This is a genomic window from Sutterella wadsworthensis 2_1_59BFAA (genome assembly GCF_000297775.1).
In the GTDB taxonomy this organism is placed as follows: Bacteria; Pseudomonadota; Gammaproteobacteria; order Burkholderiales; family Burkholderiaceae_F; genus Sutterella; species Sutterella wadsworthensis_A.
Map to the genome: position 1 here is coordinate 209,854 of NZ_JH815516.1, position 23,566 is coordinate 233,419.

The window sequence follows — 23,566 nt, forward strand, 5'->3', positions numbered from 1 at the left end:
CTAAGGTCTATGGAACGCCTCCCAGAGGTCGTGTAGACTCATGAGCACGGACCATTGCCCGATCCCTCGGACACGGTCCGTTTTCCCAAGGACATTCCACAGAGACCATATGCAGACATCGAGTCCTCGTCTTGGCCCCAACGCTGCAGGAAGCAGGGGCGCACGCGATAATGCGCACGTCGTCACCCTGATCCAGGAGGCGCTCTGCTCGGGCGACGCACGATGCGTCGTCGAGGCCGTCGAGAAGGCCTGCCGACTCAAGGGCCTGCCCGTGCCTCACGAGCTTTACGGCGAAATGACGCTCGAGTCGCTCATCGCCGTCATGGCCGCGATCGGGCTTGATCTCAGGACCGAGAGACTCAACTGAGAGCCTCCGAAGTTCCTCAACTGCACCGACTTCAGGGCCGACCGCTCTCCGCGCGCCGGCCTTTCTGTTGCTTAAAGACAACGGATTCGCGCACGGACCACTGCGGCAGGGTTTCCGAGCATGATGTCACTTCCGTGGATCACGGACTGTCTCAAAACGCCTCGGCGAGCAGGCGTTCGAGCAAGATGCCCTGAGAGGCGCCCCTGCGGGCGGGGTTCGGCTGGGAGACGCAGCAATATTCTGCAAAGAAAGGGTGATGTTTCTGAACGCCAAGTGATTCCCGTTGTGGCTAGAATGAGTCCATGAGGGAGGAGATTGGTTTCTCCTGCAGATCTCAAGGCTTCAAACGCATACGCATCGGGAGGTGCCGCATGCTTACACGCAGAAAGCTCATCATGGGTGCCGTCGCAACGGCGCTCGTCGGTCTGGGGGCGACGCCCGCGCTTGCGCGCGACGAGCGTCTTCTCGCCGACATTCTCTACGGGGTTTCCGACGCGCTCGTGCGCGACTACATCCGCGACCGCTACGAGGACGGCCGCTGGGACGGCCACTACTGGTACTACGGCGGACACCGCTACACGCCGCACGAGTACGGCCGCTACTGGGCTGAGGAATATCACCGCCAGCCGCCGAAGAAGCCCAAGAAGCGCAAGAAGCCGCATCCGCATCCCCGCGACTGGGACGATGACGACGATGATGACGACGACCGTCGCCGCCCGCACCACCGTCCGCCGCCCCCGCCTCCACCTCACTGGGGATGACGGGAGCCGAGGGGCCCGATCCTGGCGGACGGGGCCTTCCGGAGACTTCAAGAAGGCAGCGACTCCGACGAGGAGTGCGCTGCCTTTCTCTTGGCCGCCTGTGAAGCGTGAACTTCGTTACGGGGTCCGTCGGGCTCGGGCATGCGGATCGCGCACCTGATAAGATCGACGGACGACAATGCCTTTTCTTTCGGAGACATTCATGACCGAAACCGCCGACGAGGCCCGCAGGCGCCTCGTGCTCGCCGCGCTCATCCTTCCTGTGCTCTGCGCCGCGCCAGTCGTCCCCGCCTTGTCCGCCCGGGCGGCGGAGCCTGAAGCGCCCGATGAGGAAGAGGATGACGAGGAGCCTCGCGAAGATCAGGACGACGAAGAGGAATCTGAGGAGGGGCCCCTCCATGACGACGACGCCGACGAGGACAGCGACGTGAACCACGGGTTCGACGAGAGGGCCGGCGATCGCGGTGACGACCGCAGCGCCGAGCATTGAGCCGCATCTGCGGCAGGATTTGAGAAAAGCCCTTGAGAGGAGTTTTCATGCTTTCGAGACGACGGATCATCATCGCCATGGCGGCCCTGACGGCCGCATTCCCCGCAGCTTCCCTTGCCGCACGAGCGGCGGCTTCGTGCCCGAGGCTTCAGGCTGAACGACGCGCGCCCCTGCAGCAGGACTTCACGCACGCCTGCGGCCGCTGCTGGGACGGGCACCACTGGAGCTGGGGCGGTCATCCGCTGCACGCCCGTCCGGGACGTCTGCTTGAGGCGCGCGAGTCCTGACGAGAGGGCGCAGGGGAGGGCTTTGCAAACAGCTCTTGTCTCCCTAAAACGACTGTGCCGCAGTAAATGTCAGTCTATATCAAGAGTGATGTCCAATTGTTGCGGTCGGTCTTTCCCTGAACGAGTGTTCACTAAAATGGCCTCATTCGAGCAGCAACCGTTGATGACAGGCGGCCGCAGATGCTCAACAGAAGAAAGGTTCTTTTCGGCGCCGCCGCCCTGATGGCCGCGGCCCTTCCCGCGATGCCCGTCATGGCGTCCGACAGCAGGCTTCTGGCCGACATCCTCGCGGGCGTCTCCGACGCCCTGACGCGGGACTACATCCGCAGGCATTATCAGGAAGGCCGCTGGGACGGCAGCCACTGGAACTACGGCGGCCGCCGCTACACGGCCGCCGAGTACGGCCGCTACTGGTCGAAGCACTACGAGGAGCGCCGCGAGCCGAAGAAGCCGTCCGGGCCCGCGAAGCCGCCGCAGCATCCGCAGCATCCGCAGCAGAAGCCCGGGCCTCAGGCCGGCCGGAATCCTCCGAAGGGACCGGGGCACGACAACGGCAGGCACGAAGGGCGCAAAAACGACGGGAGGCGCGACAACTGGGACGGCCCCCGCTGACTGAACGCTGCATGATGCCTTGATGAGCGGTCGAAAACGGAGAAGTGCAAGGGTGTCTTTACCCTTCTCCAGAAGGGCGGAGCGTGAGCTTCGCCCTTTTTTCGCCTGCGGGAGTAGGAAAGACATTGGAAACCCCGGCTTCATCCGAAGGGGCGGGCGGCGTCTGCGTCAAGAAGCTTCACGAAATGTACGAGACGTGGAATCCTGAACGAGCGTTCAGTAAAATAAGGTCATCAGGTTCCAACAATGATTCCGTCTTCGTGAGGGAAACACCATGCTGACAAGAAGAAAGCTTGTGCTGGGCGCCGCGCTTGCGGTCCTCGTGCCTGCTGCGCCGGCGCTTGCCGCGCCGGATCCGCTCCTCGCCGACATTCTCTACGGCGTCTCCGACGCGCTGATCCGCGACTACATCTACCGCAACTACGAGTACGGCCGCTGGGACGGCAGGTACTGGTGGTACAGAGGCAACCGCTACACGCCCGCCACCTACCGCCGCTTCTGGATCGACGACTACTACAGGCACTATCCGCCGCCTCCGCCTGCGCACCGTCCGCCGCCGGGTCACAGGCCTCCGCCTCCGCCGCACTTCGACGGACCGGGCGGTCGTCCGCCTCCGCCTCTGCGGCCCCCGCACTTTGCGGGCGGAAGGCCTCCCGGAGGACCGGGCCCGAGGCCTCCGCAGCCTCCACACGGTCCGGGCCCGCACCCGCCGCATTTCGGCGGTCCCGGCCACAGGCCGCCGCATGCAGGCGGTCCGGGGCCCCGTCACCCGCACGGCGGCGGTCCGCGTCCGCCTCACTTCGGAGGTCCGGGCGGCAGAGGCCCGGGCGGTCCCGGCGGTCCCCGCTGACGCCGCTGCGCCTCAACCGGTCCCGCACTTCCCATCGGGATGCGGGCCCGAGCCCCATCCACGGACTCCCGACGGTCTCGATTCAGGTTCCCGTATTCGGATTGACAAACGTTCGGCGGCGAACTATCATTCTCGCCATGGAGGGGTGAAATGGCAGGCTGGTCATCCACAATGGCTGCCGAAACCTCCTCCTCAGACTGGAGACGGGTCCATTTGAGCCGTCTTTTTTCAGAAACATATGGTTCGACGACGAACGAATATTTCAACAAAGGACAATCATCATGACCGAAAACTTCCGCAGGATTTCGCTCGAATGCGCTCCGCGCACGGAGCTCCACGACGCCCTCGGCCTCACGGGCTGCGAGGTCTCCGTGAACGCGCTGCCCGCAGGCGCGGCCGTTCCGTTCGTGCACCGGCACGTGAAGAACGAGGAGGTCTACGGCGTCCTCGAAGGCAGGGGCGAACTCTACATTGACGGCGAAGTGGTCGAGCTCAAGGCGGGCGACTGGTTCCGCATCTCGCCCGAAGGCCGCCGCGCCATCCGCGCCGCCGCCGATCAGGGCATCCGCTTCGTCTGCATCCAGACGAAGGCGGGGAGCCTCGAAGGATTCACCAACGACGACGGCGTCGCCTGCGACGAAAAGGCGCCCTGGCTCTGAGCCCGCTCAAATTCACCTTCGCGGCCGTCCGTGTACGCATCCTTTCCAGGCTGCGCGTGCGGACGGCCTTCTTCGTCTTCCTTCCGTCTTCCTTCTGCCGTCTTCCGTTCGCGCCGGCCCCATCGGCAATTTCCCGAGGACGCCTTTTCTTAGCCTATCCTTAAGCTCCGGAGTGTCGTATAGTGTTGACACGCGCTCCGGGACCAGACGGGGCGTCGCCGAAACAAGAATCAAAAAGCCTCTTCGCATTGTTACGTGCTAAGTGTACCCCTTAAGTGGTAGCGGTCGTCTCCTTGGCTTGGCCCTTTTTACGCGATCGAGGAGGACCGTAGCATACAGCTGATGAAAAGCCAGCTACTGCGCTCCCTCAGCGCTGCCCGGCTACCGTCGCCTGACGGGTCAAGGGGGCGAGGCATTTAATGGGGTGGCCGTTCGTAAAACGGACGGGGCTCCCCGTTCATTGCCGAAGAACCCTTGACGCGCTATCTGTTGCGCCATAATCGCGGGCTTGCCCGCCCACAGCATGTGGGCGGGTTGCCAAGCGGCGAGCGCAAGAATATACGTTGATCAGACATACCTCTTTAGGGGGTACATTAACACGTAAATTTACGAAGTGCCATCAAAAAAGGAGAATCCCGTCAATAACCCCTGTCTGAAGACAGAGGCTTGAAAGAGCCTTTATTGACTAGCCTCAGCGCCCCTCTTTCGAGAGGCGCTACGTTGGTTGGGAATATATAGGCACCGTGGGATGTACATCCTAGTTCCACGCTCTGCGGCCTGTGATTAAAAGCTCCGAGAGGTAGGAGCGGTGTTGCAGGCACCAAACCCCTTCCAACATTGGCGAAGGATGTCAACCCGGCCTTCGGGCCGTGTAGGCGGAACCTGCGGGTATCCGCAAAGGAGATGCTTTGAAAGTATTTGTTTTGAACATGCGCGGTCAGCCCTTGATGCCGTGCTCGCCTGCAAAGGCGAGGCATCTGCTCAAGGCAGGCAAGGCCGCGGTGAGACGACGAACGCCGTTCACGATTCAACTTCGAATCGCCACCGGTGAAACGAAGCAGAGCGTGACACTGGGCGTTGACGCCGGCGCAAAGCATGTCGGCCTTTCCGCTGCGACGGAAAAGGAAGAGGTCTTTGCGTCCGAAGTCGAACTTCGACAGGACATCACGGGGCTTCTGGCTGCCCGGCTCTTGCTGCGTCGTGAGCGCCGCCAGCGCAAGACGCGCTACCGTGCGCCGCGCTTTTTGAACCGTGTCCGATCGAAACACAAGGGCTGGCTTGCACCGTCCGTTGAAAACCGCATTCAGGCGCACATGTCGCGCATTGATGCGATCTGCGGACTGCTGCCTGTCACCAAGATCGTGATCGAGACGGCATCCTTCGACATTCAGAAGATCAAGCATCCGGATGTCGAGGGCACGGACTATCAGCAGGGCGATCAGCTCGGCTTTTGGAACGTGCGTGAATACGTTCTCTTTAGAGACGGTCACGTTTGCCAACACTGTCACGGTCATGCGAAGGACAAGATCCTCAACGTACACCACCTCGAAAGCCGCCAAACCGGCGGCGATGCGCCCAACAACCTGATTACGCTCTGCGAGACCTGCCACAAGGCCTGTCACGCAGGGAAGATCAAGTTGAAGGTCAAGCGCGGCCAATCGTTCAGGGCGGAAGCCTTCATGGGCATCATGCGTTGGACATTGCTCGATCGCGTGCGCAAGGCGCATCCCGGCTTGCCTGTTGAGAACACCTACGGCTATCTGACGAAGAACACGCGCATCACCCTGGGACTCCCCAAAGCGCATTGCGTCGATGCCTACTGCATTGCGGGAAACCTCAAGGCCGTACGAAGAGGCGTCTACCTCCATCAGCGACAGGTGCGCAAGCACAACCGTCAGATTCACAAGTGTACGGTGCTCTCGAAGACGCTTAAGGACGGCACGAAGATCGGATACCGAAAGCTCAATCAAACACCGCATCTGGTCAAGAACTTCAGGCTCTTCGACAAGGTGAGATGTCTTGGGCAAACCGGCTTCATCTTCGGGCGAAGATCGTCCGGCTACTTCGATGTCCGGAGGCTGGACGGCGTAAAAATTTCTTCCTGCATCAGCTACAGGAAGCTCACGCTTCTCGAAAAGAGAAGCACCTGTTTAACCGAACTTAGAAAGGAGGACGGCGCTTCCTCCCCTGTCTGAAGACAGAGGTTTCCGCGCCGAATTTCTATGAAACACTTCCGTCCGCTCGCCGTCATGCTCATGAGTGCGCTCCTCGCAGCCGGCACGGCCGCTGCCGCCGACGGCAAGTTCGGCGCCGACCGCCACGCCGCCATGGGTCTGACGTGCGAAGCCTGCCACGGCCCCGACAAGGCCAATCCCGCCACGCCCGACATCAAGACGTGCACGCAGTGCCACAACACGAAGGACCTCGTTGAGAAGACGAAGGACGTCAAGCCGACGAATCCGCACGTCTCCCCGCATTATCAGGACCAGCTTGACTGCACGAACTGCCACTACATGCACGGCGAAACGGAGAACTTCTGCGACCAGTGCCATCAGTTCGGCTTCAAGGTGCCGTAAGCCGCAACCGGTTCCTTCAGGTTCTTTCAGAAACATCCAGCCGTCCGAGTCGACCGATTCGGACGGCTTTTCAGTTCATGCATGCCGCTCATGAAGCCATGACCGCCATTCCTTCCTGAAGGAGAAGGACGCGGGGGATTCGTAGTTTTCAAACCTTCTGTAAGATATCCGAACACGGTTTCAAAACAAGAACAGGAGTCAGGATGATGATCCTCGCAAGAACGGAGCTCGCGACCATTGACGCACTCAGGGCCTCGGGTGAGGAGCCCGAGCGGATCCTCGAGCTCATCGAGAGCATCGTGAACAAGGGCATTGATACCGGTCGCTTCGACATGTGCCACGTCGAGACCGATCCGGAAGCCGCGCTCAGACTCGCAGAGGCGCTGCTCGGTACCAACAGGTATCCCGCCTTCGCGCGCGCGATGAGAATTCTTGAGGCGGTGACGCCGTACGTGGAGGACCGGTCCGACGGCATGCTTCTGTTCACGCTCTCGACGATCGCGCGCTTGCTCTGCGGCCGACCCTTTGATGCAGCGGGCCGCGCCGTCTCCGGGATCGGCGAAGACGAAAGGGACGTCCGCCTTCTTTATCTGCTCGGCATTCTTCGCGCAGGCGAGGGACGCTTTGACGAGGCCCGCGAATGGCTTCTGCGCGCCGATGTCGAGAGTCCCGATGATCCCGTCATCCTTCACGCCCTCGAGCTCGTGGCGGCACGCGAGTCGCTTGAGCGCATCCTTCTCACCCGCCCGCTCTGGGAGGACGGAGACCTTGACCATACGGCGCCTGGAACTCCGGAGCGCGCCCTTCGCATGGCCTGCGTCGAGCTCGATCCCGACGGGTACGCAGACGCCCTGATCGCGCTCAACGCCACGGGGCTCGAACTCGACGACGAGAGCTTCCTGCGCATGGAGGTCGAGCTCTCCGGCCACGCCGTGCCGTTCGTTTTCGAGATGAACCACGCGGGCCTCTCGAAGATGGATCCCGCCTGGCTCGCCCGTCTTGTCGAATCGGTCTCCGACGTGCTCGAGCATGCGAAGGCCGCTCCCGAGCACCTCGTAGAAGTCCGCGCAAGACTCGACAGGAGCGTGCGCCTCGTGCTCACCAAGCCCGAGCCCGACACGACGCGGCCCTCCGCGATCGACTATTCCTTTGAAGTCCCCTCGCGCTGTCCGCGGATCGAGGGCCGTCTCGACACAGGACCCGAGGAGGCCGCCGTCCTCAAGCACCTGCGCGCCCTTGACCTGCGCGGCAACTTGGACGAAATCATCAGGCGACTCGAGGCCGTCCCGAAGGAGAAGTTCACGCCGCTCTATGCCTTCGAACTCGCCCGCGCGATCGCCAACCGAAGCGAATCCGGGAGGGACGACCTGAAAAGGGCGCTTGCGCTGCTCGAGGGTCTGGACGACCGGACCGAAGGCCGCTGGGAGACGCTCTTCTGCCGAGCCTTCCTCAACCTGAGGCTCGGCCAGAGGCGCGCGGCCCTCAAGTGCTTCAAGGCCTGCGCGGGCATTAGGCCCGACGACGAGGTGGTCGACTTCTTCGTCGAGGTCTGCAAGCGCGGTCTCTCGCAGCCCACGATTGAAAAGCCCTTCAGGGTCCGCGCGGACGAGGTCTGGGCGGCGCTTGAAGCGCAGGCGACCGAGCTCGAAGACGCGTTTGATTCCGTCACGGACGCCGACGAGGTCGAAAAACGCCTTGCGGCCATCCTCGAGCCCGTCTCCGCCTCCTGGTGGCGCCTTGACGTGAGCGCGGAGGACGACCGCATCAAGGTCGAAATCTCGCCCAACGGCTGGCGCCTCGAATGCTTCCCGATCCTTGAATTCCTCAGGCGCGTCCCCGAATCCCTTGCCGATCGCTGGACCTTTACGGCGGGCAGGGCCAGAAGGGACGACACCTCCTTCGAGACCTTCATGGCGGGCAACGAGGTGCTCTCTGCGGACGACGTGCTCATCTGGCCCGAGCCCCACGAGGGCATGTGGCGCCTTCTGGTCTACATCGAGGACTTCAAGGGCACCGAAGAGCGCGCTCGAATCGAGTGCTTCCAGGCCGTTCGCGCCCTCATCGACCGTACGGTCGGCGAGGCCGCCCGCCTGCGCCGCGCCGACGCCATCACGCTCGTGCCGAAGGCCCCTTCGGGCGAAGGCCTCACGCTCTCCGAATTCAGGGAATTCCTCTTCGAGAAGGCGCCCGAATGCAGGCGCATGACGCTCAAGGACTACGCCTGGCTGCCGCACGAGTACGGCATGCGGCCCGACACGAGGCCCGGTGCGCCGCTTCTGGCCGACGTCACCGAGGGCATCACGCACTGCCCGCCGCTCGGCTACCTCTACGGCCAGGGCAAGAGCATCGGCATGGACGCTCTCGGCGCCGCGGGCGCCTGCGCGGGCTTCCTCTTCCTTGACGTGAAGGATGATGCCGAAGGACTCGCGCCGAAGAAGGACCGTCGCATCAAGGCCCGCAAAACGCTCGAGGCCCGACTGCGCGGACTCGGGGACGGATATCTGGACGTCGTGGGTTACGCCTCGGGCGTGCGCTACGAGTACCTGCAGTTCATCGCCTGGGACCTCTCGGCCGTGCTCGAGTGCGCTTCGGCCGCCTTCGAGGAGCTCGACGACGTCGTCGAGGCAGGCTTCCACACCTATCTGCGAGACGCCTCGGCCTTCATGATGAAGACGAGGAACGGAAACCCCGAAGACCTTCCCGACGAGGCTTTCGGCGAGGACGAAGCAGAGGGCTCGCACCTCTTCGGCAGCATGAAGGCAGGCGGCGACGAGCATGCCGCTGAAAGACGGGGCGGCTTCAGGGATCCGCGACTTACGGCTGCGGCGACGGCCTGAGGGTCAATAACCCCCGCCTCAAGGCGGAGGCTTGAAAAAGCCTTTATTGACTAGTCTCAGCAAACCTCCTCGGGGAGGCGAGCTACGTTGGTTTGGAATGTACAGGCACCGTGGGATGTTCATCCACCAGACGCCATTCCTTGTCAAAGGCTTTCGCCTATTCGACAAGGTGAAGTGTAAGGGAAGAATTGGGTTCATTTTCGGTCGCCGTTCCTTCGGATACTTCGATGTCCGAACGCTGGATGGAGTCCGGCTTTCCGCCGGCGTCAGCTTCAAAAAACTGATGCTAGTTGAGAAGCGAACCACGTTTTTGACTCAACTAAGAAAGGAGTGCGGCGCTTCCTCCCCTTCCTAAAGGAAGAGGTTTCCGCGCCGAATCATTATGAAACAGAAAACGGGAGGCCACCCTGCGGACGCCTCCCGTTTTCCTGTGCCTCATTCAGGCGGCCTTTCAGGCCTTCGGCTCGATGAGCTTCGTCACGTCGACCCAGCCCAGCGCGCCCGAGGCCTGCTCGGTCTCGTCGGGCGTGAGCTCGATCGTGGTGCGGTCGTCGCCGCAGGCAAGGGCGTCCACCTTATCCTGAGCGGCCTGCATCAAGCATCGTCACGAGAATTCCTTCGTTATCCGCGCGAACAAATGAAGGGGCCGCCCGGCCTTTGCGTCTTCACGCGGCGGCGGGCGGCCCTTCCGGGTTCAGATGAATGCCGGGATCATTCGATGCGTTCACCATGGAGCGAGAGGTCAAGCCCCATGAGTTCCTCGTCGGACGTGACGCGCAGGCCCATGACGACGTCGATGATCTTGAGGAGGATCCAGCTCACGGCGCTTGCGTAGACCATCGTGGCGACGACGCTTGCGGCCTGGATGCCGACCTGGGTCATGACGGGATTCATTTCGGAGCCCGTGACGGCGCTCGAGGCGAAGACGCCGGTGAGGAGGGCGCCGACGATGCCGCCCACGCCGTGCACGCCGAATGCATCGAGCGAGTCGTCCCAGCCCGCCATGCGCTTGAGGAAGACCGCCCCCCAGAAGCAACAGACGCCGCCGATGAGGCCCATCACGAGTGCGGCGACGGGACCGACGAAGCCCGAGGCGGGCGTGATGACCACGAGGCCGCCGACGGCGCCCGAAATCAGGCCCAGAAGCGAGGGACGGCCGCGAAGCATCCATTCGACGAGCATCCAGGAGACGCCCGCAGCGGCGGCTGCGATCTGCGTGACGAGGATCGCCATGACGGCGCGCTCGTTGGCGGCAAGGCCGGAGCCGCCGTTGAAGCCAAACCAGCCGATCCAGAGGATGGCGGCGCCGAGCATCGCAAAGGTGAGGTTGTGCGGACTCATGGGCTCGCGACCGTAGCCGAGGCGCTTGCCCAGCACGAGACAGGCGACGAGGCCCGAGACGCCCGCGTTGATGTGCACGACCGTGCCGCCCGCATAGTCAAGCGCGCCCATGTCGAAGAAGAATCCGCCTTCGGCCCAAACCCAGTGGCACACGGGTGAATAGACGCACAGCGACCAGAGGATCATGAAGATCAGCATCGCCGAGAACTTCATGCGGCCCGCAAAGGCGCCGATCATCAGCGTAGCCGTGAGAATCGCGAACGTCATCTGGAAGCAGACGAAGAGCAAAGTCGGAATGGAGCCCGACATGCTGTTGATGTCGAGACCATTGAGAAACACATGCGAGAGCCCGCCCACGAAGGCGCTGCCCGGCCCGAAGGCGAGCGAATAGCCCGCAGCGAACCAGACGAGCGTGAGCGCGCAGCAGATGACGGTCGTTTGCGCAAGGATCGAGAGCACGTTCTTCTTTCTGGCCATGCCGCCGTAAAAGAGCGCGATCCCGGGGATCGTCATGAAGAGGACGAGCGTCGTGGAGACGAGCATCCAGACGACGTCGGCCTTGTCCATGGAGGCCTCGGCGGCAAGCGCCGCGGGTGAAAGGGCCGCCGCAGCGAGGAATGCGGCGATTCGGGTGAGTGCGGACATTTGTCTTTTCTCCTGAGTGTTCGGTCTACTTTAAAGTCAAATCGAGTGCTGCCGACTGCCTCAGACGGCCGCGTCGTCCGTTTCGCCCGTCCTGATGCGCATGACGTGCTCGAGGTCCATCACGAAGATCTTCCCGTCGCCGATCCTGCCGGTGTTCGCGGCCGAGGCGATCGACTCGACCACCTTGTCGCAGAGTTCGTCGGAAACGGCGATCTCGAGCTTGATCTTCGGGAGAAAGTCAACGACGTATTCGGCGCCGCGATAGAGCTCCGTATGTCCCTTCTGGCGCCCGAAGCCCTTGACTTCCGTGGCGGTGAGGCCGCTGACGCCGCAGTCCGCGAGCGCTTCGCGCACGTCGTCGAGCTTGAACGGCTTGATGACCGCAATGATGTACTTCATGGTTTTTCCTCTGTGAGTGAGATGCTTTGTGCGGATGGCGGGGAATCCCGCGTCCTTGATCCATTCTTAAGCAAAAGGCGTGCCAAAGGCCCGTATTCGTCTATGGGAGACGAAATTCGGCAAATGGAACCTCAACGGGGCCTGAAGCGTGAGGAAATTCGCTTAAAGGCGGCGGCAGAGGCGCTTTTAAATGATTCGGGTTGCCGGTATGCACCGTTTTGGGGCACGGCGCATGCGCAGGCGCCCGCGAGTGGCGCCCTGCGGCCGGGCGGGCACGGAGAACGGGGCGGAAAAGGGGAGATATGAACGAAATCGGGCGGCCCTCCGGAGAGGACCGCCCGAACGTGGTGCGGAGTTTCTGATGCGTCAGAGCGCGCCGAAGAGCATGAGCGCGACGGACATGCCGATGATGGAGCAGCCGACGCTCAGCGAGCTCATGTTGGCGGCCATGGCGATGTCGCCGTCGAGCTGAGCGGTGAAGACGAGGCTCATGGCGGGAATCGGAGAGAGGCAGGTGAGGGTGAGGGCCATGCGGATCTCCTCCTCGAAGGGAAGGAAGTGCCAGACGCCGAGCGCGATGAGGATGCAGACGACCCAGCGGCTCGCAAGCAGCTTGAGCACTTTGCCCATCTTGCCGCCGCCCATCGAGAAGCTGATCGACTCACCGATCATGATCATGCAGAGGAAGGTGTTGGCGTGCGCGCCGATGGCGGTGCTGGTGATGACGCCGTCGGGAAGGCGCATGTCGAGGACGGACATGAGGCCCACGAAGGCGAAGGTGACGAGCGGGCCCGAGCGCACGAGCTTCGAGACGACCAGCTTGACCGTGCGCCAGAGCGTCGTCTTCACGCGGGTGCCCGCAATCACCGCAAAGGTGCCGCCGCCCGCCATGACGCAGTTGCCCACGTCGAACATGCAGGTCGCCATCAGGCCCGTCGTCGGGAAGAAGGACTGCACGTACGGAACCGCAAACGGACCGACCGAATAGCCGCCCACGTTGAGCCTCACGAAGTCGCGCCATTGCGTGTCCGCGATGTTGCGCGAGAGAAAAAGCCCCCAGACGAGGAAGATGATGTTCGTGAGGAGCCCCAGGCCCGCAATGAGGAGCATGTCGCCCTCGATCCTGACGCCATTGAGGTTCGTGAGGATCACGCACGGGAGCGTGACGTTCATCACCAGGGCGCTGATGGCCGCAAAGGCCTGGTCCTTCAGGATGTTGAAGCGCCTGAGCAGATGCCCGAGCACGATGAATGCCGCCAGGGACATCACCTTGGCGAAGCTGTCTTCCATGATTGTCTTCCGTCTTTTGTAGATGAGGGGCCGGCGCCCGGGCGTTCAGGCGCCCGAACAGGAAATTGTGCGCCTGCAGAGGCCGAAATTCTACCTCCCGAGGTATGTATCGGTACCGCGCCGACCGACGGAGGTGGACTGATCGGGAAGTCTTCTGAAACGGAATCTCCCGTGACTGTGCACCCGTTTGTACAGACCTTCCTTCGGGTGGAAATGTCACAGCCGTCCCCAAACGAGGTCTTTCGGTACGCTTTCCATGGGTCGTGTCGGCGCCCTCTCCGCCGGCGTTGGTTCCTACAACGTCGTGTACGGCTACACTGCCTTCGGTACGGGTTGGGGCGACACGGTCGGCGCCAAGAGCCTGTTCAACCTCGGCGATCGTGACCGCATGGACAACACCGTCACGTACGTCACCCCGAAGTTCGGCGGTCTTACCGCCTACGCACAGTACTCCTTCAACGCTAACGGCGCTGAAGACGCCCAGTCCTCCCTCAACAAGCGTTGCGCCGGACTCGGTCCGAAGTATAACCTCGGTGCCTTCAGCACGGGCCTCGTTGTTGACACGGTCATGAATAAGGGCACCGATGCCAACTCCGAAGATTCCCTCGGCGTGTCCTGGGGTGCTTCCTACGACTTCGGCGTCGCGAAGGTCCTCGGCTTTGCCCAGTACGGTCAGAACGAAAACAAGCTCGGCGGTTTCGTTGGTGCCGATGCCTGGATCTCAGCCGGTGAAGGCACGGTTACGGCCGAGGAAGGCATGAAGGGTTATGCCGTTGCGCTCGGCGTTGCCGCTCCCGTTTTCGGCGGTACTGCCTTTGCCCAGGTCAACTACGTTGACGGCGAATCCGAAGGCGTCATCAACATGACGACTCAGGAGCGCACGGCTGAAATCGACCGCTGGGGTCTCGCCGCTGCCTACGAATATCCGCTCAGCAAGCGCACGAAGGTCTATGGCTTCGCCGGTTATAACGAAGGTTCCATCGACTCGACCGGCAAGAACGATCACGTGACCGTCACGACCAAGACTGCTGAAGCCGGTTTCGGTCTCGTTCACAAGTTCTGATGATTCGAGCGCAAGCTTCTGAATTCTGAATGAACACGGCGCCCGTCCGGAGCAATCCGGGCGGGCGTCCTGCGCATTGCAGGCCCGAATGATCCTGATGCAGAAGCTGCCATCCTGCATGAATATTCACGTAAGAAAGGGGAGGGGAGCGGCTTGCGCGCCAACTGCCCCTTCGATATACTCACGTCCTTTTTCGGCGCCTTCACGGGCGCCGTTTGTTGTTGTGAAAAGCCTGTTGGGCAGAACATTGAGGAGATTTTGATGAGCGGCATGTATGATCCCCCGCATCCTGGCACGATTCTTGCTGAGACGCTGGAGCATCTGGGACTCAACGCCAGGCAGTTTGCCAAGCACCTCGACGTGACGCCCGCCGCAGTGACGCGGGTTATGAAGGGGGAGGGCCCCGTCACGCCCGAGCTCGCCGTACGCATCGCCCACGTGCTTCCCGGTCCGTCCGCAGCCATGTGGCTGCGCCTGCAGTACTGCCACGACGTCTGGCAGGCCGAGCACATGCTCGCCATCTCCCGTCTGCGTCCGCTGACGCTTTCCGAGGAGGAGAAGGCCGAAGCCGTGCGCACCCGCCTGGCGGCCGAAGAGGTCTGTGCCGACTAAACGAATCCTTGCCGAAGGGCAGGGCAGTCGAGAAGAGCAGGGCGCCGGCAGAGGGCGGTACGCGTCGTCTTCCCTGCTGCCATCAGGGGCCGTCAGGGCCTCCGAGGGCTGAATGCCGGAAGAAAACATTCCCTTTCCCGAGGTGTGACATGAGCTGACAGGCGCAGATCGTTAACGTGCTTGACGACCTCGCAGAGGCGCTCCTCACCGACGGCTTCGGCATTCTCGAGCGATCGGGCGACGGCACGAGACTCGGGGAGGCTGTTCAAAGTGCGCTGGCTGCGCTCGAGGCCCTCAAAAGGGCTGAAGCTGAGGCGCCTGAAGTCACAAAGGAAAGGCGGGAAATGCCTTGGGACGAAAACCCCGAGGGCACCATGGTCGAGACGGGTGAAGACTGGATCGATCTGCCGGACGAAACGCCTGAAGCCGCAGCCTCGTCGCTTGCGTCGGGAGACCGCCCGATTTGCCCGAGACGACGAGTTCCTCGCTGCCATGCTCGAGGAAAGCATCGCGTTCTGCGGCGGCAGGGAGACGGATGCCCGAGGGACGCTCGAGCAGACCGCGAAGTGTCTGGGCTTCACGTACGAGGCGCTCATGCAGGGGGCTGCCGACGGCATCGCCGTCGGACGCGTCGTGGCGCAGGTGAAGCGCGAGCATCCTGTGTTCGCGACGAGGAACTGACGGACGAAGGCGCAACCGCGCCTGAAGACCTGAAGTTCGAAAAGCTGTGAAATGAAGGACGGAAACCCGTCCTTCTTCACTTTTTTTAAATACTCAACATAACTACTATTATGTTGAGTAATGTTTGAGGGGTTTTGGGGCCGTTTTGTTTTCAAGGTTCCGCACGCCTTCGTCAAGTCTTCGTCAGGTTCGTCCTGACGTGCCGTCGATGCCGGCTCTTCGGCCTCCCGAGGTCCGCCGCCGGACGCATGGGCGGGTCTCGTTCCAGATGTTCGTGCGCCGCATGCGCCCCGTCTGGGTGCGTCGATCGTCCGACGCCTCCGAAGCCGTTCCTCTCCGGACGACGCATGTGCGCGCACCCGATTCGTGCCTCTCAACCCTGCGGCTCCCGGTTCGCGAACAAAAGACCTCAACCAAATGCGTCTCCCGAATCCGCCCGGAGGCCAGGGGACTCCGCACGTAAGCGTCCTTTTCTTCGAGGCCGACGAACGGCGGGCGCCCTTCCCGCCTTCGGACCCTTGAAAAAACGGGACGAAGTCTTGACGTCGATGAACGTCGGTGTGCCCGAAACGCCTCGCGTCTGGCATACTCGAAAACGACCCCCGGGGGCTGACCGGTTTTCGCGGCCCCCTTTCCTGCCGAAACCAACCCACAAGACCGCAAGTCGCTCCCATGATCGTCAATGCCGATGAACTCAAGCTCTTTCGAACCATCTACGAGACCGAATCCCTGAGCGAAGCCGCGGCGCGGCTGCAGCTTTCGCTCCCGAAGGCGAGCCGTCAGCTCGCATCCCTGAGAAAGACCTTCGGCGACAAGCTTTTCGTGAGGTGCGACCACCGCATGTGTCCCACGCTTCGCGCGCGCTCGCTCCTGCCCAAAGTGGACGCGCTTCTGAGTGGCTTCGAGGCGCTTGAGTGTCCCGGCGTCTTTTCGGTCGAGCAGCTCCGCCATGTCTTCCGCATTGCGGGGCTCGACAATGCGCTCCTCTCCTACTTCGGGCCCGTGCTCGACGCGCTCGGCCGTCATGCGCCCGGCGTGAGGCTCAACTTCCATTCGATCTCCTCGAACTTCTACGCCGACCTCCATCAGGGCCGCATCGACCTTGCGGTCTACGCAACGCAGGAATCCTTCCCGACCTTTCGCAGGCTCGCAATCTGCGAGGACGCCTACGTCTACGTGGCGCGCGGCACGTCCGAGCTCGCCCGGCGCGTCCTTTCGGGGCAGGTGCTCACGGAACGCGAGGTCAGGGCGCGGCAGTCGGTGCAGATCGCGCTTCCCAAGGCCTCGGCCGACGACTGCGGCCTCATTCCCGTGATCGAGAGCCTCGATGCGTCGGGACAGGCCTTGCCTGTTCTCTCGGCCCCCTACTTCGTCACGGTGCCCCTCCTCCTCGGCGCGGAGGACACGACTTGCATTCCGTTTCAGACCGCGCACGCGCTCTGCCGCACGACGGACCTCTGCATTCTCGGACGCTCCAAGAAGAGCTCGGTCTTCACGCCCTCGTTCATCTGGTCGGACCGTGTCGACGGCGATCCCGCGCACCAGTGGCTGAGGAGCTTTCTCTTCTCCGAAATGAGGCAGCACCTCGGAGATCTGCGCGCCGTGCCGATTCTCCGAAATTGATGTTTTCAGACTCAAGTATCGAATTCCCTTCTCCTGCAGGTTCTTGTCGAAATTCGAAATCCGATTTTGCGGATTAGGGCCTGTTCGGGGTCTGTATGTCCGCATGGTTTTGAAGAGGCGTTGTGCTTAGACTTCTTCGTCATTGAAGTCCAACCTTCTGACCAATCGGAGAACCAAAATGAGACTCTTTGCCAAAAGCCTGATCGCCGCGAGCATTGCGGCCGCTTCCATGGGGGCGCTTGCCATGGGCGGCGGCTCGGGTCCGGCCACGAACTACATCATGCAGGGCCACATCGGTGAAGTCATGATGAACCCGTACGGCATTGCGCCGCTTACGGCCGTCATCCGCGACGGCGGCTACGACCTCAGCAACGTCGTCGTCAAGATCCAGCCCAAGCTCAACGGCCAGACGATCGAATACAAGGTCTCTCGCACCGAACTGCTTACCCACGGCGGCGTTCCCGTCTTCGGCCTCTATCCCGACTACGTCAACATGGTCGAGGTGAGCTACACCCGCACGCTGCGCGGCAAGTCCGAAAACTTCAAGGACACGTATCAGCTCTACGCGCCTCCCACGTACACGGAAGTCGCCGGCATCAAAGCCGAGCGCCATGCGCTCTTCGGCACCGAAGTGAAGAAGGTTGATCCGGAATTCAAGGACCGCCTCTACTTCATCAACAACATCGCCGAGAAGTCCGGCATCGGCACGCGCGCCGTCTGGAACAACCCGGTGGGCGGCGCCCTTCAGTGGAACTTCTTCCCGCAGAACGCCATCATCGACACGGCCGGCGACATCCGTTGGTACATGTTCGCCAACCCGATCTACGATCTTCGCGATATGTACAAGGCGGGCGTCATGATGGGCTTCAAGCAGAATGACGACGGTCTTCTCACCTGGGGCTACGGCCAGCGCTACGTCAAGTACGACATCATGGGCCGCGAAGTCTTCAACCGCCTCCTCCCGATGCGCTACAACGACTACTCGCACTCGATGGACGACGCCCAGAACGGCCACTACTTCCTGCGCGTGGCAAGCTCCAACTACATCCGTCCCGATGGCAAGCACGTGCGCACCGTCCGCGACGTGATTGCCGAAGTGGACGAACAGGGCCACGTGATCGACGAATGGCGCCTGCCTGACATCCTCGACGTCTACCGCTCCAACGTGCTCAAGGTCCTCGACCAGGGCGCCGTCTGCCTTAACATCGACGCCGCTCAGGCCGGCAAGACGCTCACCGCCGAGGAACTCTCCGCCGCTGAAGAGTCGAACGACTTCGGCGACATCGTCGGTACGGGCGCGGGCCGCAACTGGCTGCACGTCAACTCCGTCGACTATGACCCGGAAGACGACTCCATCATCATTTCCTCCCGCCATCAGTCGGCCATCATCAAGATCGGCCGCGACAAGAAGGTCAAGTGGATCCTCGGCTCGCCCGAAGGCTGGAAGGGCGACTTCACGAAGGCGGTCCTGACGCCGGTCGACAAGAACGGTCAGAAGATCAAGTGCGAGGGCTCCAAGTGCGAGGGCGACTTCGACTGGACGTGGACGCAGCACACGGCCTTCAAGATCGATGAAAAGTCCAAGGGCGACATCATCTACGTCTCCGCCTTCGACAACGGCGACGCCCGCGGCATGGAACAGCCGGCTCTGCCCGACATGAAGTACTCCCGCGCCGTCGTCTACAAGATCGACCAAAAGAAGAAGACCGTCGAACAGGTCTGGGAATTCGGCAAGGAACGCGGCCACGAACTCTTCTCCGCCGTGACCTCGCTCGTCGAGTACCAGCCCGACCATGACTCCATCGTCATGTACTCGGCCACCGCCGGCGCGCTCTACGACCTGAAGACTGGTGCGTTCGCCTCCGCTCCCAACCCGACCATCATGGAATTCCGTTGGGGCGAAACGACGCCTGCCGTCGAAATTCAGCTCAAGGACTGCACGGGCTACCAGGCCTGGCCGTTCTCGGTTGAAAAGGCCTTCAGCCAGGAAATCAAGCCCGGCAAATAATCCGCCCGACTGCCTGACGAGTCCCCTTCCCGTCCACCGACGGCTGAAGGGGACGGCCCGAAGGGGCGGCTTCACGGCCGCTCCTTTTTTCGTCGACCGCTCCGCGCCGCACACGAGCGCAGGGATCCGGGCGGCCTTTTCTTCAAACTGCAAGAGCACCGTCGGCTCGGGATCCTCGCCTGAGCACGCGTCCGCAGGAAGAAAAGGGAGGCTCCGACTGGAGCCTCCCTTTTTTACACAGTTCTGGCGTCGAACGTGACGGGTGCGGTTAACTGGCGCCCTTCCCGTCCGTCCTGCGGGCCAAAGGGCGAGGGTCCCGCGAGCTTCTTTGCGGACTACGCCTTCTCCGAAGGCATTGCGGTCGCCCCGAAGACCGGTAGCAGCTTCCTGAACGAACTCGCCGACCGCCGCACCCGTGCCGACGCACAGCTCGCCGTTCTGGCCAAGGGCACCCGCGAGCATCCGAACTATCCGTTCACCTTCTGCTCCGAAGAGACGACCGCTCATGCCGAAAGTTTCAAGGCCGCCTACCCCGAGGGCACCGTCAGGCGTTCCGAAATCGTCGAGGCGCTCGCGAAGCTCCACGGCACCGATCCCAAGGCCCTTCAGGCGGCGATTTTCGACGGACGAAGGAAAGGCTCCGGATCCTCACGGATCCGGAGCCTTTCCCAATTAGTACCCGAACGAGAACGCAATGCCTCAGGCGCGGGCGCGCAGCCACCTGAGCGCGATGTCGGAGGACGTTGCGGCAGCGGCCTTCACGAAGGTCATGTAGTCGATCTTGACGTCGCCGCTGGCCTCGTCGGAGATGACGCGGATGGCGGCAAACGGGATTTTGTTGACGAAGCAGACCTGGGCGATGGCGGCGGCCTCCATTTCGACGGCGGAAGCGTTGAAGGTGGAGACGATCCATACGCGGCGCTCGGTCGTGTGGACGAACTGGTCGCCCGAGGCGATGACGCCGAGGCGGTGGTTGACGTTGGCGGCTGCGCAGACGCGGTCGAGCTCGTCGGCGATCTTCGTGTCGGCGGGGAGCTCGATCATGTTGATGCCGGAGATGAGGCCCACGGGGTCGCCGACGGCGGAGGTGTCCATGTCGTGCTGGACGCAGGCCGTGGAGATGGCCACGTCGCCGATGTGGAGCTCGGGAGTGAGCGTGCCCGCAACGCCCGAGTTGACGATTTCGGTGACGCCGAACTTGAGGATCATGGTCTGGGCGCAGAGGGCCGCGAAGACCTTGCCCACGCCGCTGCGGGCGAGCACGACGCGCCTGCCCTCGAGGCTGCCGATGATGAAGTCGATGCCCGAGACGGTTTCGGTGCGGGCGTTCTTCATCATGCTGCGAAGAATCGCGACTTCGACGTCCATCGCGCCGATGATGCCGGTGATCTGCATGTGTCTGTCTCCTCAGATGGCTTCGCCCGCCTTGTTGAAGAGCGGGAGGGGTTCAAGGAAGGTGATGTCGGTGCGCTCGGCGGCTTCGCCTTCGGCGAGGACCGCGGCGCGGCCGACGACGATGCCGCCCGCCTTTTCAACGAGCTTCTCGAGGGCTTCAAGGGACTTGCCCGTGGAGATGACGTCGTCAACGATGAGAATGCGCCTGCCCTTCATGAGGGCGGCGTCCTCTTCCGTGAGGAAGAGCTTCTGCATGCCGGCGGTCGTGATCGACTGGACGTCGACCTCAAGGGCCTCGCCCATGTAGAGCTTCATCTTCTTGCGGGCGACGAAGTAGCGCGCGGCGCCGGCCTGGCGGGCCATTTCGTGGATGAGCGGGATGCCCTTGGCTTCGGCCGTCAGCATGTAGTCGTACTCGGGGGCCTTTTCAAGGAGGGCCGAGGCGCAGGCAACGGTGAGCTCCTGGTCGCCGAGCATGATGAAGGCTGCGATCTGCAGCTCGTCGGATATGGGAAAGAGAGGCAGGTCGCGCTTGAGGCTGGCGACTTCGATCGGATAATGCATCTGAGAACTCCGCTTGGAGATTGTGCGATGAAGGGTGCCGGAAGCGTCCGGCGTGCGACGGGTATTGTACAAAGTCGGCGGCACTTCGTGCGGTGCGGACCGCGCGTCGAAGGGGTTTCCTGCGGGCTTCGGGCGGGTGCGCGAACCGCGAAGGAAGGAAAGGGGAGACACCGCCGACGGCGTCTCCCCTCCTTCACGTGACGCGGATTCGCGTTACTTGGCGAAGGCCTGCTTCAGGTCGATGATGTGGCCCTGATAGTGCGGGGCTGACGCCTTGTTGTTGTAGACGTCGATTTCAACCTTGACGTCGCCCGTCTTGTAGTCCACTTCCTGCAGGCGGCCGATGGTGCCCTTCGTCTGGTCGAAGAGGCCCACGGAGCCGTAGAAGCCGAACATCGTGTCCTTGTCGGCCTGATAGGCGGCGTTGGACGTGATGGGCGCGAAGCTTTCGTAGCCGCGGTCCTTGCCGTAGGCCCAGGTCTGCTTCACGGTCATGGTCTTGGGGTCGATCTTGTATTCGACGACGCGCGAGTAGTTCATCTCGGGCAGCGCGGGCTGTTCGTAGTGACGGACCTGGCCGTTGTCGAAGACGACGATGGTGCCGTTCTTCGAGGCGCGCGGCCATGCGGCGTGCTGCGTGTAGGTGAAGTCGAAGCCGCCCTCGCAGTCGCCCGTCGACGAGCACTTGAGGGGCCTGCCGTCCTTGTCGACCGGCTTGAGGAGCTTCTTTTCAAGACCGTTCTTCCAGCCTTCGGACGGCGCGAGGATCCACTTCACCTCCTTGTCGCGGCCGATCTTCATGACGCCCTGATGGCGGGCGGAGATGATGATCGAGTCGTCGGATTCGTCGTAGGCGACGGAGTTGACGTGGGCCCAGTTGCGGCCCGTGCCGACGCCGGCGGCGTCGCCGAAGGGCGCGAGCGGTTCGGCGCCCACAGCCTTGCCCTGGGCGTCAAGGTCGACGTTCATGCAGACGGCACCGAGGTCGAGGTTCTTGATGAGCGCGTCGCGCGTCGGGTCGAGGATGGTGTTGAGGTCCCATTCGTCGATCACGTTGCCCGAGCGGTCGACTTCGATGATGAAGTCGCGCACGCTTTGCACGATCTGGCCGTCGGGACGATGGTAGCGGTACTTGGCGGCGCGAAGGAGGATGTTGCCGTTGGGCATTTCCCATGAGGCGTGGCTCAGGTCGATGTATCCCGGCGGCAGCGGATGCTTGGCGACGATGCGGCCCGCGAGATTCATCTCGATCCAGCGCTGGCCCTGCACGAAGGTGTAGGTGCCCGACTTCGTCGGGAAGAAACCCATGGCGTAGCCGCGGTCGGCGATGTCGTAGTTGATGCCGTCGTAGATGGCCTGCGGTTCGAGCCACCAGCGGAACTCGCCCTGCGTGTCGACGACGTAGTTGAGCGGGATCGTCTCGAAGGCGAGCGAGCCGCCCGAGGGATTGGCGGCGCTCTTGCTCATCTGCGGCGTCTTGGGCATGATCCAGTTCACTTCGGAGCCTTTGGGCGGACGGGTGCCGGAGTTGACGAGATAGAGACGGTCGCGGAAGGCCGTATCGAGTTTCGTGACCTTGGGCTGCGGGAGCGCGGTGATGTTGCGGTTGTCCATGTAGGGCATCGTGAGCGCGGGCGTCACGATGCTGTAGGTGTCCGTGATCGCCCTGCCGTCGAGCTTGTAGCTCACGACGACCGTGTTGCGGTAGTCGGGATAGAGGCCGAAGACCGGAATGCCGTCGTTCGAGAGCAGCGTGCTGCGGCCGACGTCGTAGGTGATGTCGACGCCGCCTTCGGGCTTGCCCTTGACCGTCACCCTGATGTCGGTCGGGTGCTTCGTGTTGCGGTTGATGACGGCCGTGAGCGGCGAGAAGCCGTACGGATTGACGATGACGTTGCCGAGATGCGTGCCCTTGGGCGTCGGTGCGGGTGGCATCGATTCGGCGAAGACGGCGGAGGATGCGAGCGCCGCAAGGGCGGCGGCTGCGGTGAGACGGATGAGCTTCATGGGCAGGTCTCCTCTTTGTGAAGCATGATGTCGGTCGAAGTGCGGGCCCGTCGGGCGGAAGAGTCCTCCGGAGACGGGGCCGAAGGACGACACTGAGTGTAGCGAGGGACGCCTTCGGGCGACATTGCCTGATACCCACATTGGATGGACGGGGCACGCAACGGGAGATTACGCAAACTGCAACGGTGCACTTTCCGCCGTTGCGGATGTGTCAAAATAAAGGTTCATCTCGGAAGTCCGTGGAACGCGGCCTTGACTTTTAAGAAAAAGTCTGGTCGGCTCCCTCCAAGGAAAAAAAGTAGCGCTCACTCCAAATTTCAGGCAGATTCAAGTTACTAGAGAAGAACCGCGAAAAAAGGATGAGCGCTATGACCAATATTGTAGGGCAACTTTTCAAATCTCTCGATCCATGGCCCGGCTTCCAGATCACTTCTTTCAAGATTCAAGTCTCGCCCGTAGATGGCAGGAAGACTCTAATTCTTGATTTGCGACCTGTCGA

At 62.3% G+C, this 23,566-nt stretch carries 22 protein-coding genes; 15 read left to right on the top strand and 7 right to left on the bottom strand.

The annotated features are described in order from the left end of the window. Positions 1-109 precede the first annotated feature (109 nt). From HMPREF9465_RS06705 to HMPREF9465_RS06750, 10 genes are all read left to right on the top strand, one after another. The gene (locus tag HMPREF9465_RS06705) at positions 110-367 is read left to right on the top strand and encodes a hypothetical protein (protein ID WP_005435344.1); all 258 of its coding nucleotides are present in this window, start codon (positions 110-112) and stop codon (positions 365-367) included. 371 nt (positions 368-738) lie between these two features. Then, positions 739-1,128, top strand: a complete 390-nt coding sequence (locus HMPREF9465_RS06710; protein WP_005435346.1) for a hypothetical protein — start codon at positions 739-741, stop codon at positions 1,126-1,128. 202 nt (positions 1,129-1,330) lie between these two features. After that, positions 1,331-1,618 carry a hypothetical protein gene (locus tag HMPREF9465_RS06715; protein ID WP_005435348.1) on the top strand — a complete coding sequence of 96 codons (288 nt, stop codon included), beginning with the start codon at positions 1,331-1,333 and terminating at the stop codon, positions 1,616-1,618. A gap of 47 nt (positions 1,619-1,665) precedes the next feature. Then, on the top strand, positions 1,666-1,905 hold the full coding sequence (locus HMPREF9465_RS06720; RefSeq protein ID WP_005435350.1) for a hypothetical protein: 240 nt from the start codon (positions 1,666-1,668) through the stop codon (positions 1,903-1,905). A 180-nt stretch (positions 1,906-2,085) separates the two neighbouring features. Next, positions 2,086-2,517, top strand: coding sequence for a hypothetical protein (locus tag HMPREF9465_RS06725; RefSeq protein ID WP_005435352.1), 432 nt, complete (start codon positions 2,086-2,088; stop codon positions 2,515-2,517). A gap of 274 nt (positions 2,518-2,791) precedes the next feature. Beyond that, the gene (locus HMPREF9465_RS12390) at positions 2,792-3,367 is read left to right on the top strand and encodes a hypothetical protein (RefSeq protein ID WP_005435354.1); all 576 of its coding nucleotides are present in this window, start codon (positions 2,792-2,794) and stop codon (positions 3,365-3,367) included. 281 nt (positions 3,368-3,648) lie between these two features. Continuing rightward, positions 3,649-4,026, top strand: a complete 378-nt coding sequence (locus HMPREF9465_RS06735) for a cupin domain-containing protein (protein ID WP_005435356.1) — start codon at positions 3,649-3,651, stop codon at positions 4,024-4,026. A gap of 908 nt (positions 4,027-4,934) precedes the next feature. Beyond that, positions 4,935-6,221, top strand: coding sequence for an RNA-guided endonuclease IscB (gene iscB / locus HMPREF9465_RS06740; protein ID WP_231289362.1), 1,287 nt, complete (start codon positions 4,935-4,937; stop codon positions 6,219-6,221). 27 nt (positions 6,222-6,248) lie between these two features. After that, positions 6,249-6,602 carry a cytochrome c3 family protein gene (locus tag HMPREF9465_RS06745; protein ID WP_005435363.1) on the top strand — a complete coding sequence of 118 codons (354 nt, stop codon included), beginning with the start codon at positions 6,249-6,251 and terminating at the stop codon, positions 6,600-6,602. A 203-nt stretch (positions 6,603-6,805) separates the two neighbouring features. Further along, positions 6,806-9,439, top strand: coding sequence for a hypothetical protein (locus HMPREF9465_RS06750; protein WP_038006921.1), 2,634 nt, complete (start codon positions 6,806-6,808; stop codon positions 9,437-9,439). A gap of 451 nt (positions 9,440-9,890) precedes the next feature. Here the strand turns inward: HMPREF9465_RS06750 and HMPREF9465_RS13215 are convergent, their stop codons facing one another. The 4 genes from HMPREF9465_RS13215 to HMPREF9465_RS06770 all read right to left on the bottom strand — a co-directional run bounded on the left by HMPREF9465_RS13215 (position 9,891) and on the right by HMPREF9465_RS06770 (position 13,114). Further along, a complete protein-coding gene (locus tag HMPREF9465_RS13215) occupies positions 9,891-10,034 on the bottom strand; it encodes a hypothetical protein (RefSeq protein ID WP_005435373.1) in 144 nt (47 codons plus the stop codon). A gap of 116 nt (positions 10,035-10,150) precedes the next feature. Continuing rightward, positions 10,151-11,425, bottom strand: a complete 1,275-nt coding sequence (locus HMPREF9465_RS06760) for an ammonium transporter (RefSeq protein WP_005435374.1) — start codon at positions 11,423-11,425, stop codon at positions 10,151-10,153. Between the two features lie 60 nt (positions 11,426-11,485). Further along, positions 11,486-11,824, bottom strand: a complete 339-nt coding sequence (locus HMPREF9465_RS06765) for a P-II family nitrogen regulator (protein ID WP_005435375.1) — start codon at positions 11,822-11,824, stop codon at positions 11,486-11,488. 366 nt (positions 11,825-12,190) lie between these two features. After that, a complete protein-coding gene (locus tag HMPREF9465_RS06770) occupies positions 12,191-13,114 on the bottom strand; it encodes an AEC family transporter (protein WP_005435376.1) in 924 nt (307 codons plus the stop codon). 187 nt (positions 13,115-13,301) lie between these two features. Here HMPREF9465_RS06770 and HMPREF9465_RS06775 point away from each other — a divergent pair, with 187 nt between their 5' ends. From HMPREF9465_RS06775 to HMPREF9465_RS06795, 5 genes are all read left to right on the top strand, one after another. After that, positions 13,302-14,177, top strand: coding sequence for a porin (locus HMPREF9465_RS06775; RefSeq protein ID WP_269208169.1), 876 nt, complete (start codon positions 13,302-13,304; stop codon positions 14,175-14,177). Between the two features lie 153 nt (positions 14,178-14,330). Then, positions 14,331-14,789, top strand: coding sequence for a HigA family addiction module antitoxin (locus HMPREF9465_RS06780; protein WP_005435378.1), 459 nt, complete (start codon positions 14,331-14,333; stop codon positions 14,787-14,789). 441 nt (positions 14,790-15,230) lie between these two features. After that, entirely contained in the window at positions 15,231-15,470 is a 240-nt protein-coding gene (locus HMPREF9465_RS06785; protein WP_038006927.1) for a hypothetical protein, read from the top strand. A 672-nt stretch (positions 15,471-16,142) separates the two neighbouring features. After that, positions 16,143-17,093, top strand: coding sequence for a LysR family transcriptional regulator (locus HMPREF9465_RS06790; RefSeq protein WP_005435380.1), 951 nt, complete (start codon positions 16,143-16,145; stop codon positions 17,091-17,093). Positions 17,094-17,271: 178 nt separating this feature from the next. Next, positions 17,272-19,101, top strand: coding sequence for an aryl-sulfate sulfotransferase (locus tag HMPREF9465_RS06795; protein WP_005435382.1), 1,830 nt, complete (start codon positions 17,272-17,274; stop codon positions 19,099-19,101). A 699-nt stretch (positions 19,102-19,800) separates the two neighbouring features. Here the strand turns inward: HMPREF9465_RS06795 and HMPREF9465_RS06800 are convergent. From HMPREF9465_RS06800 to HMPREF9465_RS06810, 3 genes are all read right to left on the bottom strand, one after another. Next, complete coding sequence (locus HMPREF9465_RS06800; RefSeq protein ID WP_005435383.1) at positions 19,801-20,496, bottom strand: 5'-methylthioadenosine/adenosylhomocysteine nucleosidase; 696 nt, start codon at positions 20,494-20,496, stop codon at positions 19,801-19,803. Positions 20,497-20,508: 12 nt separating this feature from the next. Next, positions 20,509-21,060: a phosphoribosyltransferase family protein gene (locus HMPREF9465_RS06805; RefSeq protein ID WP_005435385.1), complete on the bottom strand. Its 552-nt coding sequence runs from the start codon at positions 21,058-21,060 to the stop codon at positions 20,509-20,511. Between the two features lie 213 nt (positions 21,061-21,273). Next, complete coding sequence (locus HMPREF9465_RS06810; protein WP_005435387.1) at positions 21,274-23,067, bottom strand: aryl-sulfate sulfotransferase; 1,794 nt, start codon at positions 23,065-23,067, stop codon at positions 21,274-21,276. Positions 23,068-23,566: the final 499 nt, after the last annotated feature.